Origin of the sequence: Enterococcus sp., from assembly GCF_022711995.1 — a bacterium.
Taxonomy (GTDB): Bacteria; Bacillota; Bacilli; order Lactobacillales; family Enterococcaceae; genus Enterococcus_D.
This window is the reverse complement of record NZ_JALAHI010000058.1, coordinates 29061-55166: the sequence shown is the minus strand read 5'-3', so window position 1 is coordinate 55166 and position 26106 is coordinate 29061. Positions and strand designations below refer to the sequence as shown.

Genomic DNA, 26106 nt, shown 5'->3' with positions numbered 1-26106 from the left:
GAAAAAAATGAAAAGAGTATTGATCGTAGATGATTCTGCTTTTATGCGAAAAGTGGTAACGGATCTATTAGAACAGATGCCGGAGATCAAAGTAGCTGCTGTTGCTCGTAATGGAAAACAGGCACTGGATCAGCTTGCGAAAGAAACTTTCGACCTTGTTGTGATGGATGTTGAGATGCCTGTGATGAATGGGATAGAAACACTGCGAATGATCAAACAGCAATACACGGTTCCGGTCATCATGCTCAGCTCATTGACCAATCAGGAAACCACGATTGAATGCTTGGAACTCGGAGCCACTGATTTTGTTGAAAAACCTGTCAACTTATCGATGATTGAACAAGATTGGATCAATGATTTTTACAAAAAAATCGACTCCCTTGATCAAAATCATTCCAAGGAAGTCAAAACGAATACAGAGGAAGTCAAGCTGTCGACGCGTTCGTTGCCACGAATGGTCGAGGCAGTGGTAATTGGTTCATCGACTGGTGGCCCTCGGGCGTTATTGGGGATCATTCGCAGATTGCCTAAACGACTTCATTGCCCGATCATAATCGTTCAACATATGCCGGCCGGGTTTACAGCATCTTTTGCTCAACGGTTGAATACGGAAACGACAGTACCGGTCAAAGAAGTGACAGAGGGCATGGCGATTGAAAACCAAGTGTATCTTTGTCCCGGGGACTACCATATGACCATCCGACAAGGTCGTTTCCATTTGGATCAACGGGAAAAGCTGCACGGCACCAGACCAGCGGTTGATTATTTATTTACCTCAGCCGCAAGTGTCTATCAAGATGGCCTAGTAGGTGTTTTGCTGACTGGAATGGGAAAAGATGGCGCAAAAGGAATGCAAACGATCCAGCAAAAAGGCGGATATACCATTGCGCAAGACAAAGACAGCTGCGTTGTCTTCGGAATGCCCCGTTATGCTATCGAGCAAAATGCAGTCGATGAAGTGCTAGCACTTAGGAATATTGAAATAAAAATCGGACAGATGGTCGGGTGAGAAAATGCAAACAGATTTTGAACAGTTCAATCAATGGGTCACCGATCGTCTCGGTGTACAATTAGCGGCCTATAAAGAGAGTCAAATGCAGCGACGCATTTTGACGATCATGGAAAATTCGGGTGCCAAAAACCTGAAGGAATATCAACGGCTTTTGGAGAAAGATGCTGTTGCTAGAGAAGCTTTTTTAACACATATCACCATCAATGTGACGGAATTTTATCGAAATAAAGAGTTGTTCGATGCCTTTGAAAAAACATTACTGACTAAGATCGTTCCTCAATTTCACTTGCCGAAAATTTGGAGTGCCGCTTGTTCAATCGGTGCAGAACCTTATACGATCGCGATGATTTTAGAAAAAAATCGCTTGGCAACACCAACCGTTCTGGCAACGGATATTGATCAACAGATTCTAGCAAAAGCAAAAGAAGGCGTCTACCGCAAAAGCGAGTTACGGAACGTCCCCTCAGGTGAACTGGCAAGCTATTTTGATGTTACGGAAAAAAATGCCTATCAAATCAAGCCAGAGTTGAAACGAAAAGTACATTTCAAAAAGCATGACCTGTTAAAGGATCCCTATGAGAAGAACAATCATGTGATCGTTTGTCGAAATGTAACGATTTATTTCAAGAGTGATGCCAGAGATGAAGTGTATCAAAAATTCAGTGATGCCTTAGTGCCAGGAGGTATCTTATTTACCGGAGCAACAGAAACGATTAATTTCTCGGAAAAATTCGGGTTAAAAAAAATCGATTCCTTTATTTATCAAAAAGTATGATTTCGCAAAGGAGGGATTCATTTGGATGATAATAGCGTGTATCGTACGCTTTTCTTTGAAGAAACAGATGATCATCTACAACAATTAAATGACCATGTGTTAGAGTTGGAAAGCAATCCGCAAGACACAGCGCTTTTGAATGATATTTTCCGTTCCGCGCATACGCTTAAAGGTATGGCAGCAACGATGGGGTATGACGTCATGACACAGCTGACCCATAAAATGGAAAATATTTTTGAGTTGTTTAAAACAGAAACTTTACCAGTGACTAGTGACTCGATCTCTTTGATTTTTAAGTGCTTGGATCGCTTGTCCGAATTGGTGGAAGACTTGCGGGAAGAAAAAGAACTACAGCAAGACCAGATCACCGACTTACTATCAGAACTGGATCAAGTGGAACAAAGTAGTGGCGAAACCGATTCGCAACAGGTGGCAGAAAGTGGTTCGAGTACTGCTACCCAACTTGCAGCTGCTTTCGAGCATTTAGATTCATCCGATCTTTTTGTGATCGACCAAGCTGTCTCAGGGGATTACCATGCCTTTAGTATCGCGATTCGTTTGGAAGAAGACTCGATGCTCAAAGGTCCCCGGGCCTTTTTGATCATGGAAAAGCTCGAACAATCGGGGGATATTTTGCATACCGAACCGAGTGCAGAGCAATTGGAAGAAGGCGACTTTGATTCTGTTTTTAAGCTTGTCTACCTTACTCAAAATGAGTTGGATGAAGTCCAAAAGAATATTGCTAGCAATAGTGAGATCGAAGAGTTTCAAGTGATACCTTTCCAAGTCAAAGATTCTCAAATAAATCAGGAAAAACCAAAAGCAGATGCTCATAAGGAAACAACAACCGATAAGACACCTGCTAAAGAAACAGCGACTGCCCATCATCATTCTTCAGTTTCAAATCAATCGATCCGGGTCGACCTTTCAAGATTGGATTCCTTTTTAGACTTGGTATCAGAGCTAGTTGTTTATCGAAATCAATTGGAAGATGTGAGCCATCGTGAAAATATCGAAGCCATTAAAGACCCGCTTGAGCAAGTCTCCCATTTGACTTCCGAGTTGCAGGATCTTGTTTTGCGGATTCGGATGCAGCAGGTCAATGTCGTCTTCAGTCGCTTCCCACGAATGGTTCGGGATCTTTCCACAGAATTAGAGAAAGAAATGGACTTAGTAATCATTGGGGAAGAAACAGAATTGGATAAGACCGTGGTTTCTGAACTAAGTGAACCGCTGGTACATTTGTTGCGCAACTCTGTTGATCACGGCATCGAAAATCCTGACGACCGTGAAGCCCTAGGGAAAGACCGCAAAGGAACGATCCGTTTGGCTGCCTATCAAGAAGGAAACCGCGTCATCATTACGTTAGAAGATGATGGGAAGGGGCTAGATCCCCAAGTCATCAAAGCCAGCGCTGAAAGAAAAGGACTGGCTACTGCGGGACTGTCGGATGAAGAAATCCAACAATTGATTTTTCATCCCGGATTTTCGACTGCTGAGAAGGTCACCAATATCTCCGGTCGAGGCGTAGGAATGGATGCCGTGCAATCGAAGATCGCCGATTTAGGGGGAACGATTGAACTATGGAGTCGTCCCAATAAAGGCACCCGCTTTACGATCAAGTTGCCGCTGACATTGTCAATCATTCAAGCGTTGATGGTACGTGTAGGAGAAGAAACATTTGCTATTCCACTTGATTTAGTTGAGCGGGTAGTGATAATTAAAGAAGAAGAAATTCTCAAAACAGTTTCTAATGAAGTCTATCGCTTCCAAGAAGAACTGATTCCGATCATTCGCACGGATCAGCTGTTAAGAATTGAGGGCGGTGAAGCAGAGAAAAAATTTGCCATCATCGTCAACAGTGAACATCAATACTACGGGTTGCTGGCAGATGAATTAGTGGGGCAGCAAGAAATCGTCATCAAAAAAATCGATCCTCTGCTACAGCAGCTGGATCGCTATCAAGGCGCAACGATTTTAGGGAATGGTTCGATTGCGTTGATTTTAGATGTCAATGCGATTTGCGGAGAAAAGAAGGATGAACGGCAATGAAATACACCGAAATGCAATTAGATGGGTTAAAAGAATTGATCAACATCGGCGGTGGAAATGCTGCCACAAGTATTTCAAAATTGATCAATCTACCTATCTCGATGAATGTGCCTGAAGTCGTCGTCCTCGACTATCAAACACTCTATTCTCAAATCATGGAAGAAGATAAAGAAGTTCATGCTGTAATCAGTTCAATCACTGGTGGCTTTAGTGGCGTCTTTCTCTTTGTTCTTTCGGATGCGGCGGCTGAACGATTGACTCATTTGGTCATGGACACTGTTACAGAGGAAATCAAACAATCTGTCATCAGTGAATTGACAAACATTGTGTTTAATTCATTTCTGAATGCTATCAGTCAGCTGTTGTCCGCGGAATTATCCGCCTCGTTGCCGACCGCTCACTATGATTTTTTTGGTGCTGCGATCAGCAGCCTGTATCTGGCACTGAATCAATTTGATGATCAGATTCTGGTCATTCGCAATGAATTTTCTTATGAAACAGAAATATTGGATGCCTCGCTGTTTTTTATTCCTGAAGCGGGTGTTCTAGAAGAAATATTTGGTACATTAGGTATTTGAAGGGAGCAACAATTATGTCAAAAAAAGTATTAATCGTTGATGACGCGGTATTTATGCGTATGAAATTAAAGGATATCCTTGAAAAAAATGGCTATGAAGTCGTCGGAGAAGCACAAAATGGGAAAGAAGCATACGAGAAATACCAAGCAACCTCTCCAGATTTGGTGACAATGGATATCACGATGCCGGAAGTTGACGGTTTAGAAGCGTTAAAAATGATTCGTTCCTTTGATGGTGCAGCGAAAGTCATCATGTGCAGCGCCATGGGACAACAAGGCATGGTAATGGATGCTATTCGAGCAGGAGCGATGGATTTCATCGTAAAACCATTTGATACCGACCGAGTGATCGCGGCTATTGATAAAGCTTTTGCTTAGACCTCAGAGGATGTGATGATATGCAAATGATTCTTTTTAAAATGGCGCAGCAACATTACTTGATCTCTGCGGAATCGATCGAAGAAGTGATCGATGCACCAGAAATCACAAAAGTTCCGTTAGCGCCTGTATGGGTCGAGGGTCTAATCAATCTGCGAGGCACCGTCTTGACAGTGATTCGGCTCTCTAAACTGATCGCAGTATCAAGTTCTGCTGAAGATCGCAATGTTTTGATCATGAAGCAAGGCGATGACCGAAAGGGCGTTTTGGTCGAAGAAGTCATCGAAGTGCTGGAAATAAAAGAGGAAGACCTGCAATTAAATGATCAAGAAAATAGTGATCATGCGATTGGCGTCGTATCATTGCCAGATAAAGTAGCAAGCGTGATCAAAATTGATCAATTGATTTTTTAAGAAAAATGGGGGATTAGTGTGGATCAGGTATTGACGCAGCAAGAAATAGATCTCTTACTGAACGCAATGAGTACAGGAGAGATCGATAAAGAAATAAATGATGAAGACAAGCAGCCAAAAGTGAAAGCTTACGACTTTCGCAGACCAACAAAGTTATCCAAAGAGTACGTCAATACCCTGCACATGATCTTTGAAGACTTTTCTAAAATGAGCAGCAGTATGCTTTCTACTCAATTGCGTACCAATGTGACTTTGCAGTTGGCTGCTATCGAACAAATAAGTTACGATGAGTTTATCCATTCGATTCCTAAATTTACCTTATTGGGGCTCTTTCGTTCCCAACCACTAAATGGGATTCAATTCATCGAAATGAATCCTCAACTGTGTATGTTGATGGTGGAACTGTTGTGTGGTGGGTTAGAAACCTATCAAAGTATGCAATCAGAGATCAATCTAGAAGACAAGACAAGCTTTACGGATATTGAAACAGCTATTTTGGAAGAAGTGGTCAGTTTATTTGTCCGTGTCTATGAAAATGTCTGGCAAGATATCGTGAAGCTAGATTCAACTTTGGACGGATTAGATACAAACCCGCAATTACTGCAAAACATGTCGCCAAACGAACCTGTTGTATTGGTTACCTTTACGTTTAAAATATTTGAGACGAAAACGTTTATCAACCTTTGTGTCCCATATGTCTTTTTTGAAGGAATCATCGATAAATTAAGTTTCCGCAATTGGTTCGACAGTAATCAACCAGCCAGTTCTGAGGATAGCCGCGAGCTGCAAAAAAGTTTGAACGGGGTCGCATTGAATCTAGAAGCTTTGTTGGGACACGCACAGATGAGTCTCTCAGATTTCATTCATTTGGAAGTCGGAGACGTCATCAAATTAGATAAAAAGATCACCGAACCATTGGAAACATTTGTTGATGGGAAGCATTTTTATCGTGCGAAACCCGGCAAGCAGGGAAATCAGCTGGCCATTGAATTATTAGATAAGTTAGAAGAGGAGCAAGAAGAATGAGCGAAAGTTTTACCCAATCAGAGATCGATGCATTGTTGAATCAAGAAACCTCTCAGCAAGAAGTAGATGAACAAGTCAAAGTTGATATTATCGGTGAAGTCGGGAATATTTCAATGTCTCAAGCCGCGACTACCTTATCGTCGATTTTGAATCGCCGTGTCAGCATTACAACGCCACGTGTCATCAGAATCAAACTCCAAGAGATCCTTGATGATTTGGAAGCACCGAAAGTTGCGACGATCGTTGAGTTTAAAGAAGGATTGACTGGCAGCAATTTGATGCTGTTAGAAGTCAAAGATGCGATCATTATCGCGGATTTGATGATGGGAGGCACTGGCGAGACGACAAGTACCCAGTTCACCGAGTTAGAATTAAGTGCCGTTGCCGAAGCGATGAATCAGATGATTGGTACAGCTTCTACCTCAATGGCCACGATGATCAATAGCAAAGTCGATATTTTGCCGCCTGTAGTCAAATTGTGGAATGAAACAGAAGCTTTGGAATACGAAGCAGTCAAAGAAGAAGAAATCTATTGTATCTCTTTTTCATTGAATGTCGAAGGCGCCATCGAAAGTGAGATCATGCAAATCTTTACTGACCCAGTGGTTGACGATATCGTTTCAGCAATGCTGGCAGATCAAGCCACAGTCGTAGACCGGGAAGTACCTGCAGATCCACAACCGGCAGCTGCACCACAGCCTCAAGTACAAGCGCAAACTCAAACACAGACAGTCGTCAACCAGCCAAAAGTGGAAGTCAGCCAGCCAGCTTTCCAACCGTTAAATCCAACGCCAATCACCGATGGCGACAATCTGGATTTGATCCTTGATGTTCCATTGGATCTTAGTGTTGTCTTAGGCCGCAGCAAAAAGACTGTCAAAGAAATTTTGTCTTTCAATGCAGGATCGGTCATCGAATTGGACAAGCTGACAGATGAGCCATTAGAAATACTCTTGAACGGAAAATTGATCGCCAAAGGAGAAGTAGTTGTCATCAATGAAAACTTTGGTGTCCGCATCACGAATATCCTGTCACAAAAACAACGGATTCATAATTTGAGTTAAGTAAAACTTCTTAGAAAAAGTTAAACAAAAAGGTTTAACTTTTTTTCTTTTTATCCGATAGTATAAACTAAGAAGAAGCACCGAGAATGGAGGAACTCTCATGAAAATCGCAAGAGGTTATGCAGAGTATAGCGATAAAGCCATCCAACGAGAAAGAACTCAGTCAACCAAAGCGGAAAAAACCGCTGCTGAAAAAAAGGTTGATGTCCAATTATCAAAAACTGCACAAACGATCAAAAATAGCGGTTGCAGTGAAGCAACCCGCGCGGATCGTGTTGCTGCATTGAAACAATCCATCAAAGATGGCACATATCAAGTATCCGCAGAAGCAATTGCTACTAAAATGCTTGCAAGCGATGTAAAGAAGGCGGATTAGATGACAGAACGTGAATTTGAACGACAATTGCAACGCTTTTTGCGGCTTTTGGTCAAAGAAAAAGAATATTTGATCAAAGGGCAAGGAGAAAAGTTGATCGAATTAGTAGAGAAGAAAGAAAGCTTTGTCCCGATCATTGAATCTTACGATGGTTCTCTTTCAACTAAGAGCCAGGAATTGATTCAACAGATCCAATGGCAGCAAGAGGAAAATCTACTATTAACAGAACAAGCGATCAGTTACCAGAAAACGTTGATGGATGCGGTCAAAGACAACATTCAGCCCGTAGCGAATACCTATTCGAAATATACTGAAAAGGCGACTGTTCAGACAGCGATCATTGACCAAAAAATTTAAGGAGTACTTTTATGACAGGATTATTCGGATCACTTGGTACCGCTACTGGCGGTATGAGCGCAAACCAAGTCGCACTACAAACAAGCAGCCATAATATCGCCAATACGAATACAGACGGTTATTCACGGCAACGAGTGAATTTACAAACCAAACAACCCTATTATCTGCCAGGTGCGGGAACGATTGGAACTGGGGTCAAAGTCAATAGTGTGCAGCGGGTCGTAGATGATTTTGTGATTGGGCAAGTACGAAATGCGAACTCAAAATATACCTACTATGATCAAAAAGCAGATATCCTTGGCCAATTGGAAGGTATCTTAAATGAACCTTCAGATAACGGCTTGTCAAAACAGCTGTCAACGATGTTTGATGCCTGGACAACACTAGCCAACAACCCGGAATTAGATACAGCGAAAAGTCTAGTTTTGGAAAATAGCAGCACATTAGCGGACATCATCAATCAAATGTCTTCTCAAATGAAACAGCTGCAAGGCGATACAGTCGATGACATTGAAAAAACAGCACTGGATTTTAACGAAAAGATCAAACAACTAGAGTCTTTGAATGAGCAGATTTATTCCCTAGCAACAGATGGACAAACCTCCAACGATTTGTTGGATCTGCGAGATAATCTATTGAAAGATCTCTCCGGGCTAGCACCAATCGAGACATCTTTTGACCAATACGGCCGGGGACATGTCTCAATCGGTGGCCAAACGATCTTAAAACCAGGCGAGCGTAACACAATCAGTGTCGCGATGGGTAAAAATGCGGATGGGCAAACACTGGTTTCAAAAGATGGCAATAGCTTAAATCCAAGAGAAGCGATTGATGGAGACTATCCTGCTGGAACGATTCTGATCAATAAAACTGCAGAAGACGGAACAACGGGTTACGAAGAGTTGCCAATTAAAGAAGGAACCATCGGCGGTTTACAAGTCTCTGTGACGGAGATCGGCAATCGATTAAGTGAATTAAATAACTTTGCTACGACGATCGCGAAAGCAGTCAATACCATCTTTACTTCTGGAAATCCAAATGCAACCGGGCTATTTGAATTTGGTGAAGGGGATGCCGCTGGTACGATCAAAGTCTCTCAAAAGGTGATCGACGATCCTACGCTATTGCAGGCAGGTAAAACCGGCGAATCCGGGGATGGCTCACGAGCAGCAGCGATGGCTAAACTAAGAAATGCGAAATTAGATTTCCCACTTTCTGACGAAACGATTGCTTCTTTTGACCCCGACACCCTTACTTTCAAGAACGATTCTGGTATGACTTGTGATAGCTACTTCAACAGTATTGTTACAAAGAACGGGATCTCAAAACAACAAGCGGATAATACTGCTAGTGCTCAGTTATCCTTGCTGAATCAGTTAGAATACCGAAATCAATCCGTTTCAGGGGTTTCGATCAATGAAGAAATGTCTGACGTGATCAGGTTTCAACAAGGGTTTCAAGCAAATGCACGAATCATTTCAGTGGTTTCTGAAATGCTTGATACCTTGATTAATCGGACAGGAGTATAGATAAATGCGTATTTCAAATAATATTACCTATAGTGATTTTATTCGTAATCTAGGAACAAATGCCTCTAAAGTTCATAAGACGCTAAATCAGTTATCTAGTTTGAAAGAAGTCAGTAAGTCTTCTGAAAATCCTTTGCTTATTTCTAAAATCATGAATCTGACAGGTTCAATCAACCAAAATGCCACATTTGGCAGCACGATCAAAGATAGTATTTCATGGTCTAAAGTGCAAGATTCTACGCTGGATAATGTTAGTAAATCGATGCTACGAATTCGTTCATTGATCCAGTCTTCAGCCAATGGCACCAATGGAGAAGACGAAACCTTTGCTAACAAAGCGGAGATTGAAGAAGAAATCGAAGGTATCGTAGAAGCTTTGAATACAAACTATGATGGCCGGTATATTTTTGGTGGTACTAGTACGACAAAACCACCCTTTGAGATTGTTCGTGAAAATGGCGAGATCGTTGAGATCAAGTACAATGGCACGAGCAAAGATTTGCCGCGAGAAATCGCAAACGGTGTTTCCGTCGATCTACTCTCTGACGGCAGTCGCTTAATGAATGAAACGGGAACAGAAACAGATCCAGAAAATTTGAGCACCTATTTCAATGATTTATTGTCTGCATTACGCAATGATGATAAGGAAGCTTTAGGGGGCAAATTGTTGGAAGCACATGATGAATATGCAAATAACTTTGTCAATGTGCGTTCCCAAATCGGGGCTTTGTACAATCGTCTGGAATCCGCTTCGGATCGTAATGAAACGGAGAAACTGAATTTGACAGAAACACTTTCCAATAAACAAGATATTGATTTTGTGGAGAAGTACATGGAATTTTCAAATCAAATGACAGCTTACCAAAGTACATTGGCGATGGGAACAAAAATCATGCAATTGACGATCCTTGACTATATCAGATAGTCAAACTTCGATTGAACTGTAAGAAATCATAAACTCTGCTTAGAAAGAGCGCTTTTTGCAACCCAGTTGCAATTTAGGCGCTTTGTCTAAGTGGAGTTTTTTGTGGCTTGTAAAGGAATTCGCTGCCACCAGCCACAAGCAACGGAATGCTAGCAATCGGAAAATCAGAGAGGCTGGCAGGACTGTTGCACAACCGGCCAGGAAACCAGCTTATCCATAGGGAAAAGATCGTTTAGAAAAAATTTTTTGATTTTTTTTATTTCCTCATCTTAACTAACAGCTTTTTCTTCCGATACATATAAACAGAGGGAAACCTTAGCGAAAAATTAGGAGGAATAATCAAATGAGAATCAATACAAACGTGTCTGCGTTAAACACTTACTCTCGTTTAACAGCAGCAAATGCTTCTAAAAGCAACTCTTTATCAAAACTATCTTCAGGTATGCGTATCAACAAAGCCGGCGACGATGCTGCTGGACTAGCAATCTCTGAAAAAATGAAAGGCCAAATCGGTGGATTGTCTCAAGCGAAAAGCAATGCACAAGATGGTATCTCATTGATCCAAACAGCTGAAGGTGCGTTAAATGAAACACACAGCATCTTAGGCCGTATGCGTGACCTAGCAGTTCAAAGTTCAAACGGAACTTTGAGTACAGATGACCGCGAAGCAATCTCAAAAGAATTTTCTGCTTTGTCTGACGAAATCGATCGTATCAGTACAACAACAGAATTCAATACTAAGAGCTTATTAAAAGGGGGAGAAAGTGGTGAAAAAGCTTCTTTCATCTTCCAAATCGGTGCCAATGCGAACCAAACAATGAACGTAAAAATCGGTGATATGGGTGCTGCAGCATTAGGTGTAGACGCTTTAAAACTTGGTGAAGCAGAAGATGAAGAAAAAGTAACTGCAGATGCTTTCTACGCTACTACATCCCATAAATTTGATGCAGCAACTGGAGCAATTGATGATGCTTCTGGTAAAACAGCTAAAGAAATGAAAGATGCAATTGCAGCAGCAGCTGACCCTACGGCTAAAGAAGCAGCACAAAAAGCATATGATGCAGCTCTAGCAGCTTACAAAAATTCTGATGAAGGAAAAGCAGAACTTAAAGCAATTGCAGATGAAAATACTATCACCAAAATCGATGAAGCCATCAAAACTGTTTCTGCACAACGTGCGGACTTAGGTGCGGCTCAAAACCGTCTAGAACACACAATCAACAACTTGGGTACAACACAAGAAAACCTTTCTGAAGCAAACTCACGTATCCGTGACGTTGACATGGCGCAAGAAATGATGAGCTTTACTAAGAGCAACATCCTTTCTCAAGCTGCAACTTCTATGTTGGCACAAGCAAACTCAATGCCAAACAGCGTATTGAGCTTACTTCAATAATATTGGGGAAATCAAAAGCAAGGACCGTAGGGGGAAGCGCGGTCCTTGTCTTTTACATAGCACCACTAAAAACACCGGTTGATTGATGACCACTCACATAATTCACATAATGAAGAGGCACCAAACAAAGAGCGTCACAAAATTAAGCCAGTTTTACAGCAAGGCATCAGGCCGGACACTTCGGTCTGTCATCACAGGGCATAGGAAACGGTGCTGTTTTTTATGTCTGCAAGAATGTGAACACTTTGTTGGAGAACCTCTGAGATTCGGTGCAGGAAATAATTCGCGCAAAACAGCTGGATCTGAGCAGCATAGGATGTATTTGCTTAGGCATCGGTTGAAGACAACGCGCACTAGAAAGGGATGAGCAAATGGCAAGTATTACAAGTTCTTCAGGAATCAGCACAACACTAGGAAGTTACTCTGGGATCACTGCAGAAGATATCGAAAGTTTATTAGCAGCAGATGCGATTAATAAAACCCGCGCCCAGAATCAAATCAAAACCATCAACTCGCAAAAAACGGCGTGGAGTGATGTCAGCACTCGATTGACCAACTTTTTAAACAAAATCGAGGCACTGCAAAAAGACGATGCGTTTCAAACCAAGAAAGCCTCAAGTTCAAACAGCAGTATCGCTTCGATCACTGGGAAAACGGAAGCATTGGAAGGTTCCTACGATCTAAAAGTCAAACAGTTGGCTACCTCTACCAAAGTAACCGGATCGAAAGTCACAGATAACAGCAAATCTGCTTTAAATGTAGAAGGAAAACTTTCTTTAACCAGCTCTGAAGTTGATAAAGATGGCAATCCAATCACTGTAGATATTGAAATCGGCAGTGAAGACTCGTTAAAAGATATCGCAGACAAGATCAACAAACAAAGCAAGACCTCTTCCGTTAGCGCGAATATCATCGATAACCAACTCGTATTGACCAATACGAAAATGGGGGACAAGAATTTCACCATTTCTGGGGATGCGGTTGAAAGTCTCGGACTAGGTTCAACTGCCAAAACCACACAAGGTCAAGGGGCGATTTTTGAACTAGATGGGATGGAGATCACTCGTGACAGCAATACCATCAGCGACGTGATCGATGGTGCCACATTGAATCTGTCTAAGGTTAGCGATGAATCCGTAAAATTGACTTTGACCAACGATACATCAAAATTGGTGGACGCAGTTCAAGGGTTAGTTGACCAGTACAACAGTCTAATGAGCTTTATCGGGGAAAATCTCTCTGTTGGGGATCCAAGTAGTGAAAACAATAAGACCGGAGCATTGGTCGGCGATAGCGCTTTGACACGTTTGCAAACGCAATTGCGTAATTTGATCACGATTCCTTCTGTCAAAGGTTCTGATTTAAAACCGAATGATTTAGGGATCTCCACAGTCGACAATAATGGAACACTAGGATTTGATAGCGAAAAATTCAAGAAAGCGTTAGAAGAAGATCCTTCAGCGATCAAAGATTTCTTTTATGAACAGACGAAGTCTAAAGGCAGTGATGGAACCACTTCAACAACAGAATCCGGGTACACACTAGCAATCAAAGAATTAGTCAATAGCTACGTGGTCAATACCTCGACGAATAAAGGAGTCATTGCAACCAAATCAGCAACCTATGATTCCACTATCAAAGATTTGAACAAGCAAATCACCCGCTTTGATGAAATCTTAGCGATGAAAAAAGCCCGTTATGTGACGATGTTTACGAAACTAGACTCTGTCATGATGCAAGCAGAGAGTCAATTAGAGTATCTAGCAAGTCAATTTACATCAAAATAGTTGCGGAGAGAGGAAGAGTGGATTGGAAAATAACGTACCTACACTGGACGAACGATTAACACGTATTTTACAAGGGTTGATGGATTGGAACGGTGAAGTAGAACAAGCGGAAGAGCTGTTGGCAACCAATGCCGAGCTTTTAGCCACTTTGACAGACACTCAAACTCGAACAAAACAGACCCAAGCGCTAGTCGAAAAAGTCGTCGCTGCTTATCAAGCATTTCTCACACAAGTGCAGGCACAACAAACACTTATCAAACAAGAAATGGGACGTTTAAATCGACAGAATAATTTGGTGAAAACCTATTTACAGCAAGAAGATGTCGCTGGATTTGTCGAATTCGACTATTAGTGAGGGAAAGAAAATGAACTATCAACAAATGCAATCCAATTATTTAAAAAATCAGGTGATGAGTGCTTCACCCAATAAATTGATTGAAATGCTTTTACAGGCAGCGATCAAGAATACCAAGTTGGCACAATTAGCCATCGAAAAAGATGAACTAGCGAAAGCCCATGAACATTTTATCAAAACACAAAATATTTTATTGGAGCTTCGCACCTCTTTAGACGAGAAGCAAGGCGGCGAGATTGCTGAAAATCTGGCAGCATTGTATGAATATATGTATCAGCAGTTGATTGAAGCCAATATCAAAAAAGAAGCAGCTCCCGCACAAGCCGTTATGGAGTTGCTGACGGAGTTATTAGAAAGCTGGCAGACGATTACACAATCTGCTTGAGCAAGTTACGTCACACACCAGCTTCAAAAAAGCAGAGTTGATAAGAGCCTAGCGGCTGTTTCAGCTAATCAATGGCTGCCCAATACTGAATCAGCACCTGAAAGAACGCAAGCGTTCGTTTCAGGTGTTTTTTTGCTTTAAGTAATTCCCCATAATAGCAAGAGCGTTTATTGATACGTAAATGTTCGTCTATTTCTTCAAGTTTTTCTATCTAGTAGCGTGTTCATTAAATTTTTACAATGATACCCTTTTCAAAAAGGCTTATTTTTTACCTTATACGACAATTCTGTTATTCTAAAAAATAAGAACTGTTTTGCAAGGAGGTCATTTAGTGAAAAAAACAATTTTATTCAAGCCAACAGTTCTGCAATTGCTCGTTATTTTCTCTGTAAGCATACTGCTATTATTGCCGCAATTGTTCGGGCGGGGCTTGATTTTGGGATCAGATGTCGTCTTTCATTTTAATCGGTTCTATGAGACGAGTCAGCAAATCAAGGAAGGAAACTATCAGTACTTTCTTTCCATTTATGGTTTCCAACAATCTGGACGGATTGTCAATGCATTGTATGGGCCGTTTTTTGCCTATTTTCAAGGAATATTGGTTTTAATCAGTCATTCTTGGTTTCAATACCAACTCCTCTCAAATGGGCTGCTGTACCTTTTGGCAGGAACTTCCATGTACACGTTGTTGCGGAAATTGAACGTTTCCGGCTGGTTGTCTGTAGGTATGGGGATTCTTTTTATGACCACTTATTCGATCCAATACTGGGTCGAACGACAAGGCTTTTCGGCTTGGGGGGCAGCGATACTGCCTTTTTGTCTGATTCCATTGATCGATATGACGCGCTTTCAACGAATTCGACCTTTCGCTGTAGGTGTCTCAGTGGCTGCGCTATTTCAAATCCATGTTTTTTCTAGTGTTTTATTGGTTTTGATCTATATTCCATTCTTTTTAAGCACGTTTTTGAAAAGCCAAGAAAAAAAACAGTTGCTCCTCCATTTAGCCGCGGCAATTGGTATTTTTCTTCTGCTGACTGCTAATATTTGGCTAGCAATGCTTGATCTATACCGCAGCAATCAATTATTGCCGCCGTTTGTCAATCACAATATGGAACAAAATACGATTACTGGCACTAGCAGTTATTGGTGGACATCTCCCTATCTTTTCCCATTGCTCTGTGGCGTGTTTTTTGCCGGAGCATTGATGAAATGGCGGCAGTTGTCTAAAGGACTGAAGATGCTGACGGTAGTTGCCGGTATTTTCTTCCTGCTTTCTTCCAATTATCTGCCTTGGCAATGGTTAGCGAGTCTGGAAAATCCATTGATTGAATTGATCCAGTTTCCATTTCGCTTTTTTGTTCCGGCAACTGTGCTGATCCTAGCAGGGTTATGCCTTTTGCGTCCTTATGTGGCTGATAGCCGCCTGAATCGACCGATTTGGCTGATTTTGCTTTTAATTGTCAGTGTGGGTCAGATCATGTTCCAAACCAGTACCAAAATGAGTGAGTGGCAATCCAGCGATTCAGCGGTAAAAGTCAGGAACCATTCCTATCTGTTTACTTCTGATCAACAGACTTTAAAAGAGGCGTATTTTAGTCAAGACAAAGCGAAGGCATTGGTACTGTTCCAACGGTCAACACCAGACTATGTTCCTATCTATCGCGAGACAAAGGAAAATAAATACAATGCCTATGGGGAACAAATCATCGAGAAAAATAAAACTGTGCAAAAAGCAGTGGTTAATGGTCAGTTGATTTTGCGCTGGCAAGGAGATGATTCTGGTTGGAAGGCGTTGCCAGTCATCAATTATCAACGAACGACATTACAGCTTAATGGCCAGCCATTGAAACCTTCAGACATCAAATTGAGTACGATTGGTGCGGTTTCAGTTAAGCAACAGACAGGACTTAATGAGCTGATCGTCGACTATGATGCACCTTGGTACTTTGACTGGGGACTGTGGGTAACGATGGCTGCATGGCTCCTATTGGCTCTCGGTTTTCTTTGGAAAAAAAGGCAGCTGTTTTCGATCCTCAGAGGACCAAAAAATCAAAAGAAGTAAAATCCCGTCATTGATACATGTGAGGGATGGTTAAACGACTTGAACGGCAGAGGAGGCAGGTAGTTGCTCCTCTGAAGGTTCAGTCGTTTTTTAGGTTGTAAAATTTTTTTAAACAATTAGTTGCGCGCGCAACTAATCTTCTTTATACTAGATGTATTGTATTTAAAGGAGAGAAATCATGGAGTCGATTATTCGTTCAATCAATCATATCGCCCGTTTAGCCACGTTGTATCGAGAAAAGGAATTAAAAAAATATGGACTAGGTCCAATGCATCACACGTATATTTTAAATGTTTGTCGCAATCCTGGAATTAGTCAAGATGCTTTAGGACAAATGATTTTTGTCAATAAAAGTAATGTTGCCCGCCAATTAGCAGTGTTAGAAGAAAAAGGGTATGTTCGCCGCCAAACCAGCAGTTTGGATGGTCGACGGTTGTTGGTTTATCCAACCGAAAAAGCACTGGAGATCTTCCCAGTCCTCACTGAGTTATTAAAACAGTGGAACGAGCAAGTGTTAGCAGGTTTTTCTGAAACAGAACAGCACCAGTTACTAGAGGATCTGCAAGTCATCAAGGAAAACTCACAACGGGTATTAAAGAAAGAAGATGAGGCTCAGTGAAGTTACTAAAGAACTATTTGCGTCCTTATATAGGGCGTATGTCTTTTGGCGTCAGCATCAAGTTTTTTGGCTCTTTGATGGATCTTTTGTTACCGTGGATCCTAGCCTACATCATTGACACGATCATTCCGACAAAAAATGTTTCTGCCATTTTCTTGTGGGGTGGGGTAATGTTGCTGTGTTCAGTGATTGCTGTGGTGACCAATATATTCGCTAATCGCATGGCTTCCAGCGTTGCCAGAGATGCCACTGGTAGTATTCGTCATGACCTTTTTGCTAAAGTGGCCTATTTATCGATTCCGCAAATCGAGCAAGTTGGCATTCCTTCGTTGGTCTCCCGTTTGACTACCGATACTTACAATATTCATCAAACCGTAGGGATGATCCAGCGCCTAGGCATTCGGGCACCGATCCTGTTATTGGGAGGGGTGTTGATCACAGCAACCTTAGACCCTGTGCTGACTTTCGTGTTAATCGGGGTTTTGCCATTCACATTAGTTGCTGCTGTCATTATTTCCAAGCGAGGGATTCCACTGTTTGCGCAATTACAAGCGCAAGTGGATACGCTCGTTCGTACGGTCAGAGAAAACGTGACTGGTGCCCGTGTGATCAAAGCATTGTCAAAAGCAGACTATGAGAAACGCCGATTTCAAGAGGTCAATCAGTCCGTCGTTGCGGCAGAAACAAAGGCCAATCGAACGATGGCTGCCACCCCCCCATTAATGGATTTTTTCCTCAATGCGGGATTAACATTGGTGATTTTAGTCAGTGCCTATCGAGTGGATGCTGGATTGACACAACCGGGGGTCATCATTGCCTTTCTTACCTACTTTACGATCATTCTCAATGCGATGTTAAGCATCACGCGGATTTTCGTGATCGTCTCAAAAGGGCTGGCTTCCGCAGACCGTATTCAAGCGGTATTGCGTTTGCCAGAGGACATGAAAGTCATTGCGCTTCCGGCAAGAGAGGAAGAAGCACACATTGTGTTTGACCATGTTTCCTTTACGTATCCTGATGGCACGTCCGTTCTGAAGGAGATTGATTTTGCTCTTACTAAAGGGCAAACGCTAGGGATCATTGGCGCCACTGGTAGTGGAAAATCGACGATTGTCCGCTTATTGCTGCGCTTGTACGATCCGACTAGTGGAGAAATTCGTATCAATGGCCGGGACATTCGTTCGCTGGACCCCCAAGAGCTGCACCAATATTTTGGGATTGTTTTACAAAAAGACGTCCTATTTGCTGATACCATTGAAGAAAATATTGACTTTGGCCGACGTTTTTCCAAAGAACAAATCGAAGAAGCTGCAGCTAGAGCCCAAGCAAAAGAATTTATCCAACAATTACCGCAACAGTTGGCCTATGAGCTACATGCGAAAGGGAGCAATCTAAGCGGTGGTCAAAAACAACGGGTCCTCTTGTCCCGTGCATTAGCTGGTGAGCCACAAATTTTAGTCCTGGATGATTCAGCCAGTGCATTGGACTATCAGACCGATGCCAAACTACGCCAAGTTCTTAAACAACAATTTGCGGATACAACGACGATTTTGATTGCGCAACGTATCAGCTCGATCCAGCATGCAGATAAGATTCTTGTGTTGGAAAATGGCCGCATGAGTGGGTTTGGTGATCATGACACATTACTAGCGACGAATAGCATCTATCAGGAAATCTACCACGGACAGACAGGAGGAAAACTCAATGCCTAGCAAAACAGTTGCCGAAAAACCAAAAGAGACCAAAAAAACATTGAAGCGTCTCTGGCACTATTTGTATGAAACCAAATGGCTTCTTCTGTTATCAGCGGTGTTAATGATGGTGAGTAACCTGTTTTCTTTAGTGGGGCCGCTACTTTCCGGCTATGCCATCGATGCGATCCAGCCAGGACCTGGAAAAGTCATTTTCCAGCGAGTCTTCTTTTACTGCGGATTGATGATTGCTTTTTATCTTTGTTCAGCGGTATTAAGTTATCTGATCTCATTATTGATGATCCGTCTGAGTCAACGCGTGGTCAAATCTATGCGTAAAGCGATTTTCGACAAAATTTCTGAATTGCCGATCGGTTATTTTGACCGTGTCCAAACGGGGGATATCATTAGTCGAATCAGTTATGATGTCGACACGATCAATACCTCATTAGCCAGTGATGCCATCCAAGTGCTGAGCAGTTTAGTCACGATTATTGGTTCTTTTATTATGATGTTGCTGATCTCGCCAATACTCGTCTTGATATTTGTAGTGACAGTGCCTGCTTCGATCCTATTGACTCGCTTTTTGATGAAAAAGTTTCAGCCTTTATTTCGGCGACGCTCGCGAAAACTAGGGGAACTGAACGGATTTGTAGAAGAAATTCTTTCCGGTCAGCAAACGATTAAGATCTATAATCAAGAAGAACCGATCATTGAACGGTTTGATGAAAAAAACCAAGCTGCTGTCTCCTCTTATTACAATGCGGAATACTATGGCAGTATGACAGGACCGTCCATCAACTTTATCAACAATGTTTCGTTGTCACTGATCAGTGTCTTTGGCGCACTGCTATTTTTATTCGGGCGTCTTTCTTTAGGGAATGTCTCCTCCTTTGTACTGTATTCCCGTAAATTCTCTGGACCGATCAACGAGCTGGCCAATATCTTTAGCGATTTGCAATCGGCATTGGCAGCCGCCGAACGGATCTTTCGCTTGCTGGATGAAGAGCCGGAAGTTTCCGATGTGCCGAATGCCTACGAGTTCAAAGAAGTAACCGGGCATATCCAACTGGATCATGTCTCCTTTGGGTATCAAAAGGATCGTATGATCATCAAGGATCTATCCTTGGAAGTTAAACCGGGAAGTCTGGTCGCCATCGTTGGTCCGACCGGGGCCGGGAAGACTACAATCGTGAATCTCTTGATGCGCTTTTATGATCCGGATCAAGGGATGATTCGTTTAGATGGACAGGACATCAAAAAAGCCACACGCAGCAGCTTGCGCAAAAGCTATGCGATGGTGCTGCAGGATACCTGGTTATTTACAGGAACAGTCTTTGAAAACTTAGCGTACGGCAAAGCGTCTGCAACTTTGGCGGATGTCGAAGCAGCGGCTAAAGCAGCCCATGTCCATGAGTTTATTCAGCAATTGCCAAAAGGGTATGACACACTGATCACAGAAGATGGCGGCGGGATTTCGCAAGGACAAAAGCAGCTTTTGACCATTGCTCGTGCCATGCTTTTGGATGCAGATCTTTTGATCTTAGATGAGGCTACCTCCAATGTCGATACTCAGACTGAAGGATTGATCCAAACGGCAATGACTGAATTGATGAAAGGCAAAACCTCCTTTGTGATCGCCCATCGTCTCTCTACTATCCGTCATGCAGATGTGATTTTAGTGGTTCAAAACGGCAATATCGTCGAACAAGGGACGCATGACGAATTATTAGCCAGAGAAGGTGCTTATGCCGCCCTTTACCAAGCACAGTTTGATGAGTAAACAACGAATAGCTAGGATCTGTGAAATAGCAGCAACAGCTGGACTTAGAGGTCCAAGTATAGTAGCAGAATTAAGGGATCCAATAGGTATTTTCGTTTATTTGCAACGAAGATTGGGTGAAGCACAGAATGACACAATGACTAAGGTTAGGCAGTTTGTTGAAGAACTTTCGTCGCAGGCTCTGCTTTTTCAAACAAGCAGTTACAAAATTATGCAGCGTTTCCATGACAAACCGCTTTTTTATCGGTATACTAAAAAAGGAAACATTCTGAATGATCGAAAGAAAGAAGGGAACTTACGTGTTTCATAAACAATTAAAAGATTTCCCCGAAGACTTCTTATGGGGTTCTGCATCAGCAGCATACCAAGTCGAAGGGGCTTGGCAAGAAGATGGGAAAGGCGCATCTGTATGGGATGATTTTGTGCGCATTCCTGGAAAAACATTTAAAGGAACCAATGGTGACGTTGCTGTTGATCACTATCATCGGTTCAAAGAAGATGTCGCATTGATGAAAGAACAAGGGTTGAAAACCTATCGTTTTTCTGTCGCTTGGACACGGATTTTTCCTGAAGGTCGAGGAGAAGTCAATCAAGCAGGGCTAGATTTCTATTTAGCTTTGATCGATGAATTGCTTGCAGCAGGAATCGAACCAATGGTTACCCTCTATCATTGGGACTTGCCTAAAGCGTTGCAAGAGGCTTACGGTGGTTGGGAATCTCGCCAAATTATTGAAGACTTTACCAATTATGCGGCAACACTTTTCGAAGCGTTTCGCGGCAAAGTTAATTACTGGGTCAGTCTAAATGAACAAAATGTCTTTACTTCACTAGGCTATTTGTTGGCGGCTCATCCCCCAGGTGTCACTGATCCAAAACGGATGTATGAAGTGAATCATATTGCCAACTTAGCCAATGCTTCTGTAATCAATACATTTCATGAGATGGGCATTCCCGGAAAAATCGGACCTAGTTTTGCTTACACGCCAAACTATCCGATCGACAGTGATCCTAAAAATATTTTGGCAGCAGAAAATGCCGAAGATTTGATGGCGCATTATTGGATGGATGTTTACCTATGGGGTGAGTATCCGATTGCAGCAATGAATTTCTTGAAAGAACAAGGAATTGCGCCAACGATTGAACCAGGAGATATGGAACTATTGCGTTCAGCAAAACCGGATTTCTTAGGGATCAATTATTACCAAACGGCCACTAACGCAGCAAATCCGTTAGATGGGGTAGGCGCTGGTAAAATGAATACAACTGGTGAAAAAGGTAGTTCAGAAGAAACAGGAACACCTGGGATGTTCAAAAAAGTTGAAAATCCATTTGTTGATCGCACCAATTGGGATTGGGAAATTGATCCTCAAGGGTTGCGAGTGGCGTTACGCCGTATCACTAGCCGCTATCGGATCCCGGTGATGATCACTGAAAATGGACTTGGGGAATATGACAAGTTGACAGACGATCATCAAATCCATGATCAATACCGCATCGACTATCTTTCAAGCCATGTGCATGCAATCAAAGAAGCAATCAGTGATGGCGCGGAAGTGTTAGGGTATTGTACTTGGTCATTTACTGATTTATTAAGTTGGTTGAATGGCTACCAAAAACGTTATGGTTTCGTTTATATCGATCAAGACGAAAATCAAGACGGTAGTTTGACCCGTTATAAAAAAGATAGCTTCTATTGGTATCAAGAAGTAATCAAGACCAATGGACAAAATAGTTAATTCCTAGCAAAATAGTAAATGCAGTAAGTTCATTAAGTACGTTTCTAAAAAAGAAGCGTACTTTTTTTATAGAATGAAAATCGTTGACAAATGTAAACGGTGGAGGTAAAGTAGAAGAGTAGAGATTACAGTTGTAATCAAAAGGTGGCCTCTCTCGCTTATTTGAGGAACCCAGTACGATATTTCATTAAGGAGGAATAAAAATGGCTGAAGGAAACTATGCAATCGAAGGAATGACCTGTGCCTCTTGTGCCCAGACGGTCGAGAAGGCCGTCAGCAAAGTCACAGGTATCGAAGAAGCCTCCGTCAATTTAGCGACGGAAAAACTTCACGTTCGCTACGATGAAACTCAGGTAGATGAACAACTTTTAGCAAAAACAGTAGCCGATGCCGGCTATTCACTTATAGGGAATCAGCAGCAAGAAACATTTCGGATTGAAGGAATGACCTGTGCTTCTTGTGCCCAGACGGTTGAAAAAGCCGTGAACAAACTTGCGGGTGTTCAAACGGCTACTGTCAATTTAGCTACGGAAAAATTAACAGTTCATTACGACAAGCAGCAACTTAATACGGCTACCATCGAAGAGGCAGTAGCTAAAGCAGGATATCAGGCTTTTGGCGAAAAAACTGCGGAGCCGCAATCGGCCAAGAAAGACCCAATTCAAAAATTATGGCAACGATTTTGGTTGTCTGCCATTTTTACCGTGCCATTATTTTATTTAGCAATGGGCGAAATGATCGGTCTGCCGATCCCTTCCTTTTTGAATCCTATGACACAGCCTGTAGCATTCGTTAGTACACAACTGATTCTTGTTCTGCCTGTCATGGTTTTTGGCAGTGCCTTTTTTAGCAATGGCTTTAAAGCATTATTCAAAGGACATCCTAATATGGATTCTCTGGTGGCGTTAGGAACCAGTGCGGCTTTTTTATATAGTTTGTATGGAACGATCATGGTCTATTTAGGAGAGACGCATTTTGCGATGCATTTATACTATGAATCAGCTGCGGTGATCCTCACATTAATCACACTAGGCAAATACCTTGAATCGGTATCAAAAGGCAAGACCTCTGAAGCCATCAAGAAATTATTGGATTTAGCACCAAAAACTGCTCGAATCTTAAAAAATGATTCAGAAATTGAAGTACCAGTGGAGCAAGTCGTGGCTGGGGATGTCGTGATTGTCCGTCCCGGTGAAAAAATTCCTGTGGACGGCCAGCTGATAGCCGGGCATTCAGCAGTGGATGAGTCAATGATCACCGGCGAGAGCCTTCCGGTGGAGAAACAACCTGGCGACGCAGTCGTGGGGGCGAGTATCAATAAAACAGGTACGTTTCGCTATCAGGCGACAAAAGTTGGTAAGGATACCACTTTGGCACAGATCATCCAGCTGGTGGAAGATGCTCAAGGTTCAAAAGCCCCTATTGCAAGATTAGCGGATAAAGTTTCAGGGGTTTTTGTACCGATCGTGATTGGTTTAGCGTTACTAGCAGGACTGGCATGGTTTTTCTTCGGCCAAGAGTCGTGGATCTTTGCACTAACGATCACCATCTCGGTGTTAGTGATTGCCTGTCCCTGTGCCTTAGGGTTAGCAACGCCAACGGCAATTATGGTGGGAACCGGGAAAGGCGCGGAAAATGGCGTATTGATCAAAAGCGGCGATGCATTAGAAACGACCCGCAACCTTACAACGATCGTTTTTGACAAAACCGGGACGATTACAGAAGGAAAACCCGTTGTGACAGATCTTCTGCCTTATGGCGAACATACAAAAGAAACGGTCTTGCAGCTCGCTGCTTCTGCCGAAAATGGCTCAGAACATCCACTGGGAGAAGCCATCGTAGCTGCTGCCAAACAACAAGGATTAGCATTTTCTTCTGTCAGTCATTTCCAAGCCATTCCTGGTCATGGAATCATGGGAACATTAGCTGGAAAAGACTTGCTGTTAGGCAATCAAAAGTTGATGGACCAAAAACAAATCGCTATTTCATCCGTAATCGAAGCAGCCGAAGAATTAGCTAAACAAGGGAAAACACCAATGTATGTGGCCATGGACGGCGCATTGATTGGATTGATTGCTGTGGCCGATACGGTGAAAGCAAGCAGCGCACAAGCCATTGAACGTTTGCATCAAATGGGCATCAAAGTGGCGATGATCACAGGGGATAATTCGCGAACAGCACAAGCCATTGCCGACCAAGTAGGTATCGATGAAGTCATTAGTGATGTGTTGCCAGAAGATAAGGCAGCTAAAGTGGCAGAACTGCAACAAACTGGACAAAAAGTTGCCATGGTGGGAGACGGAATCAATGATGCCCCGGCTTTAGCCAAAGCAGACGTCGGTATCGCTATTGGCTCTGGAACGGATGTCGCAATTGAATCTGCAGATATCGTGTTGATGCGTAGTGATTTGATGGATGTACCGACTGCAGTGGAATTGAGTCGAGCAACCATCAAAAATATCAAAGAAAATCTTTTCTGGGCATTTGCTTATAATGTTTTGGGAATCCCCGTTGCCATGGGATTACTGCATCTTTTTGGCGGACCGCTTTTGAATCCGATGATCGCCGGTGCAGCCATGAGCTTTAGTTCAGTTTCCGTCTTGTTAAATGCGCTACGCTTAAAACGATTTACACCTGTTAGCAAACGAGTAGCGAAAAACTAGTCATAAAATAGGAAAAATAACAGAAAGAAGGATTCAAATGGAAAAGACCTATCAAATAGAGGGCATGAAATGCGAAGGCTGTGCAAAAACGGTACAAGAAACACTTACCCAAGTAGCGGGTGTAACAGAAGTTACCGTTGATTTGAACCAAAAAACGGCAACCGTCATGGGGGATGTCCCAGAGCAAGCATTACAAGCAGCGTTAAAAGATAGCCATTATCACTTGTTGACTAACTGAAGCGAGTGATATAGTAGGAAAAACAATCGATCACTAAAATAAAAACAGTCAAAGTTGGAGCAGTAATCAGACAAACATTCCTAAAGATAGAGCACGAGTCGTATCTTTTGGTTCTTCTGTCGATTTGTTGCACTGCACCACTTTGGCTGTTTGTTATCGTTGGACATCTAAATAAGAATAGACCCGTGTATCATAACGGTTGCGGCTACGAGAATATTCGATCGGCAAGCCATTTTTTTGATAAACGATTTGTTGAATTTCTAACACTGGATCGGTTGGTTCGCAAGCTAGATATTTCTGATCATATGACGAGCTTTTATCTGCAGAAATCGTCCGATAAGCCCCAACAAATTGAATACCTAGTTCTTCTTTTACATACTGGTAGATAGAAGTTTCCAAGTGAGAACGTTTCAGATTAGGAACTAAATGGACGGGCATATACGTATGCTCCAGAATAAACGGTTTATTTTCTAAAATTCGCAGACGGATGATCTTATAGACCGGCTGTTCTTCTGTCAACATCAGTTTTTCTTGGATCTCCTTGTCCGGGAAAGCCACTTGAAAATCAATGACTTCACTGGTCACTTGTCGATTTGCTTTGCTCATTTCAGTAGATAAACCGACATACTCTGTCAAAGTTGTCGTGTCTCGATCCACGAAAGGATGATTCAAAATCTTGGTACCAGCGCCCCGTTGGGAATAGACAAGTCCTTCCATAGAAAGAATTCCGATTGCCTTTTTGATGGTCATGCGGCTCACTTGAAATTCTTCGACGAGATCGATTTGGTTAGGCAATAAACTATCTGGTGGATAGGTTTTATTTTTGATTCTTGTTCGTAAAATATTGGCAATTTCTTGGTATTTTGGCATATCCTCACCTCGCAAAGAGTATAGCTGAAAAAAGCGA

General features: G+C 42.3%; 25 protein-coding genes. 24 read left to right on the top strand and 1 reads right to left on the bottom strand.

All coding sequences use genetic code 11. The features are described from left to right. The first annotated feature begins 7 nt into the window (after nucleotides 1–7). The 24 genes from Q0A12_RS05900 (at nucleotide 8) to Q0A12_RS05785 (ending at nucleotide 25199) form a co-directional block, all read left to right on the top strand. Entirely contained in the window at nucleotides 8–1009 is a 1002-nt protein-coding gene (locus Q0A12_RS05900) for a chemotaxis response regulator protein-glutamate methylesterase (protein ID WP_291291734.1), read from the top strand. 4 nt (nucleotides 1010–1013) lie between these two features. Continuing rightward, nucleotides 1014–1787, top strand: a complete 774-nt coding sequence (locus tag Q0A12_RS05895) for a protein-glutamate O-methyltransferase CheR (protein WP_291291733.1) — start codon at nucleotides 1014–1016, stop codon at nucleotides 1785–1787. A gap of 21 nt (nucleotides 1788–1808) precedes the next feature. Then, nucleotides 1809–3839, top strand: a complete 2031-nt coding sequence (locus tag Q0A12_RS05890) for a chemotaxis protein CheA (RefSeq protein WP_291291732.1) — start codon at nucleotides 1809–1811, stop codon at nucleotides 3837–3839. Next, on the top strand, nucleotides 3836–4417 hold the full coding sequence (locus tag Q0A12_RS05885; RefSeq protein ID WP_291291731.1) for a chemotaxis protein CheC: 582 nt from the start codon (nucleotides 3836–3838) through the stop codon (nucleotides 4415–4417). The genes Q0A12_RS05890 and Q0A12_RS05885 overlap by 4 nt, the downstream gene beginning before the upstream one ends. A 14-nt stretch (nucleotides 4418–4431) precedes the next feature. Continuing rightward, nucleotides 4432–4794, top strand: coding sequence for a response regulator (locus Q0A12_RS05880; protein WP_291291730.1), 363 nt, complete (start codon nucleotides 4432–4434; stop codon nucleotides 4792–4794). A gap of 20 nt (nucleotides 4795–4814) precedes the next feature. Further along, the gene (locus Q0A12_RS05875; RefSeq protein WP_291291729.1) at nucleotides 4815–5207 is read left to right on the top strand and encodes a chemotaxis protein CheW; all 393 of its coding nucleotides are present in this window, start codon (nucleotides 4815–4817) and stop codon (nucleotides 5205–5207) included. An 18-nt stretch (nucleotides 5208–5225) separates the two neighbouring features. Then, nucleotides 5226–6233 (top strand): flagellar motor switch protein FliM, encoded by a 1008-nt coding sequence (fliM, locus tag Q0A12_RS05870; RefSeq protein WP_291291728.1) that lies wholly within the window; start codon nucleotides 5226–5228, stop codon nucleotides 6231–6233. Continuing rightward, entirely contained in the window at nucleotides 6230–7297 is a 1068-nt protein-coding gene (gene fliY, locus Q0A12_RS05865) for a flagellar motor switch phosphatase FliY (RefSeq protein WP_291291727.1), read from the top strand. The genes fliM and fliY overlap by 4 nt, the downstream gene beginning before the upstream one ends. A gap of 100 nt (nucleotides 7298–7397) precedes the next feature. Beyond that, entirely contained in the window at nucleotides 7398–7673 is a 276-nt protein-coding gene (gene flgM, locus Q0A12_RS05860; RefSeq protein ID WP_291291726.1) for a flagellar biosynthesis anti-sigma factor FlgM, read from the top strand. After that, a complete protein-coding gene (locus Q0A12_RS05855) occupies nucleotides 7674–8030 on the top strand; it encodes a hypothetical protein (RefSeq protein ID WP_291291725.1) in 357 nt (118 codons plus the stop codon). 11 nt (nucleotides 8031–8041) lie between these two features. Then, the gene (gene flgK, locus Q0A12_RS05850) at nucleotides 8042–9559 is read left to right on the top strand and encodes a flagellar hook-associated protein FlgK (RefSeq protein ID WP_291291724.1); all 1518 of its coding nucleotides are present in this window, start codon (nucleotides 8042–8044) and stop codon (nucleotides 9557–9559) included. Between the two features lie 4 nt (nucleotides 9560–9563). Then, on the top strand, nucleotides 9564–10484 hold the full coding sequence (gene flgL, locus Q0A12_RS05845) for a flagellar hook-associated protein FlgL (protein WP_291291723.1): 921 nt from the start codon (nucleotides 9564–9566) through the stop codon (nucleotides 10482–10484). Between the two features lie 343 nt (nucleotides 10485–10827). Then, nucleotides 10828–11880 carry a flagellin gene (locus Q0A12_RS05840; RefSeq protein ID WP_291291722.1) on the top strand — a complete coding sequence of 351 codons (1053 nt, stop codon included), beginning with the start codon at nucleotides 10828–10830 and terminating at the stop codon, nucleotides 11878–11880. 371 nt (nucleotides 11881–12251) lie between these two features. Beyond that, nucleotides 12252–13667, top strand: coding sequence for a flagellar filament capping protein FliD (gene fliD / locus Q0A12_RS05835; protein WP_291291721.1), 1416 nt, complete (start codon nucleotides 12252–12254; stop codon nucleotides 13665–13667). A 22-nt stretch (nucleotides 13668–13689) separates the two neighbouring features. Further along, a complete protein-coding gene (locus Q0A12_RS05830) occupies nucleotides 13690–14019 on the top strand; it encodes a hypothetical protein (protein ID WP_291291720.1) in 330 nt (109 codons plus the stop codon). Between the two features lie 13 nt (nucleotides 14020–14032). After that, nucleotides 14033–14407: a flagellar export chaperone FliS gene (gene fliS, locus Q0A12_RS05825; protein WP_291291719.1), complete on the top strand. Its 375-nt coding sequence runs from the start codon at nucleotides 14033–14035 to the stop codon at nucleotides 14405–14407. Between the two features lie 331 nt (nucleotides 14408–14738). Continuing rightward, on the top strand, nucleotides 14739–16469 hold the full coding sequence (locus Q0A12_RS05820; protein ID WP_291291718.1) for a hypothetical protein: 1731 nt from the start codon (nucleotides 14739–14741) through the stop codon (nucleotides 16467–16469). A 178-nt stretch (nucleotides 16470–16647) separates the two neighbouring features. Next, nucleotides 16648–17088 carry a MarR family transcriptional regulator gene (locus Q0A12_RS05815; RefSeq protein WP_291291717.1) on the top strand — a complete coding sequence of 147 codons (441 nt, stop codon included), beginning with the start codon at nucleotides 16648–16650 and terminating at the stop codon, nucleotides 17086–17088. Continuing rightward, nucleotides 17085–18800, top strand: a complete 1716-nt coding sequence (locus tag Q0A12_RS05810) for an ABC transporter ATP-binding protein (protein WP_291291716.1) — start codon at nucleotides 17085–17087, stop codon at nucleotides 18798–18800. Before Q0A12_RS05815 ends, Q0A12_RS05810 begins: the two co-directional genes overlap by 4 nt. Continuing rightward, complete coding sequence (locus Q0A12_RS05805; protein WP_291291715.1) at nucleotides 18793–20562, top strand: ABC transporter ATP-binding protein; 1770 nt, start codon at nucleotides 18793–18795, stop codon at nucleotides 20560–20562. The genes Q0A12_RS05810 and Q0A12_RS05805 overlap by 8 nt, the downstream gene beginning before the upstream one ends. Continuing rightward, on the top strand, nucleotides 20555–20872 hold the full coding sequence (locus tag Q0A12_RS05800; protein ID WP_291291714.1) for a hypothetical protein: 318 nt from the start codon (nucleotides 20555–20557) through the stop codon (nucleotides 20870–20872). Before Q0A12_RS05805 ends, Q0A12_RS05800 begins: the two co-directional genes overlap by 8 nt. Beyond that, entirely contained in the window at nucleotides 20862–22298 is a 1437-nt protein-coding gene (locus tag Q0A12_RS05795; RefSeq protein ID WP_291291713.1) for a glycoside hydrolase family 1 protein, read from the top strand. Before Q0A12_RS05800 ends, Q0A12_RS05795 begins: the two co-directional genes overlap by 11 nt. A 203-nt stretch (nucleotides 22299–22501) precedes the next feature. Further along, nucleotides 22502–24961: a heavy metal translocating P-type ATPase gene (locus tag Q0A12_RS05790; RefSeq protein ID WP_291291712.1), complete on the top strand. Its 2460-nt coding sequence runs from the start codon at nucleotides 22502–22504 to the stop codon at nucleotides 24959–24961. Between the two features lie 37 nt (nucleotides 24962–24998). Beyond that, the gene (locus Q0A12_RS05785; protein ID WP_291291711.1) at nucleotides 24999–25199 is read left to right on the top strand and encodes a heavy metal-associated domain-containing protein; all 201 of its coding nucleotides are present in this window, start codon (nucleotides 24999–25001) and stop codon (nucleotides 25197–25199) included. A gap of 153 nt (nucleotides 25200–25352) precedes the next feature. On the opposite strand, the gene Q0A12_RS05780 is transcribed toward Q0A12_RS05785, so the two are convergent. Next, a complete protein-coding gene (locus Q0A12_RS05780; protein ID WP_291291710.1) occupies nucleotides 25353–26069 on the bottom strand; it encodes a GntR family transcriptional regulator in 717 nt (238 codons plus the stop codon). Between the last annotated feature and the right edge of the window lie 37 nt (nucleotides 26070–26106).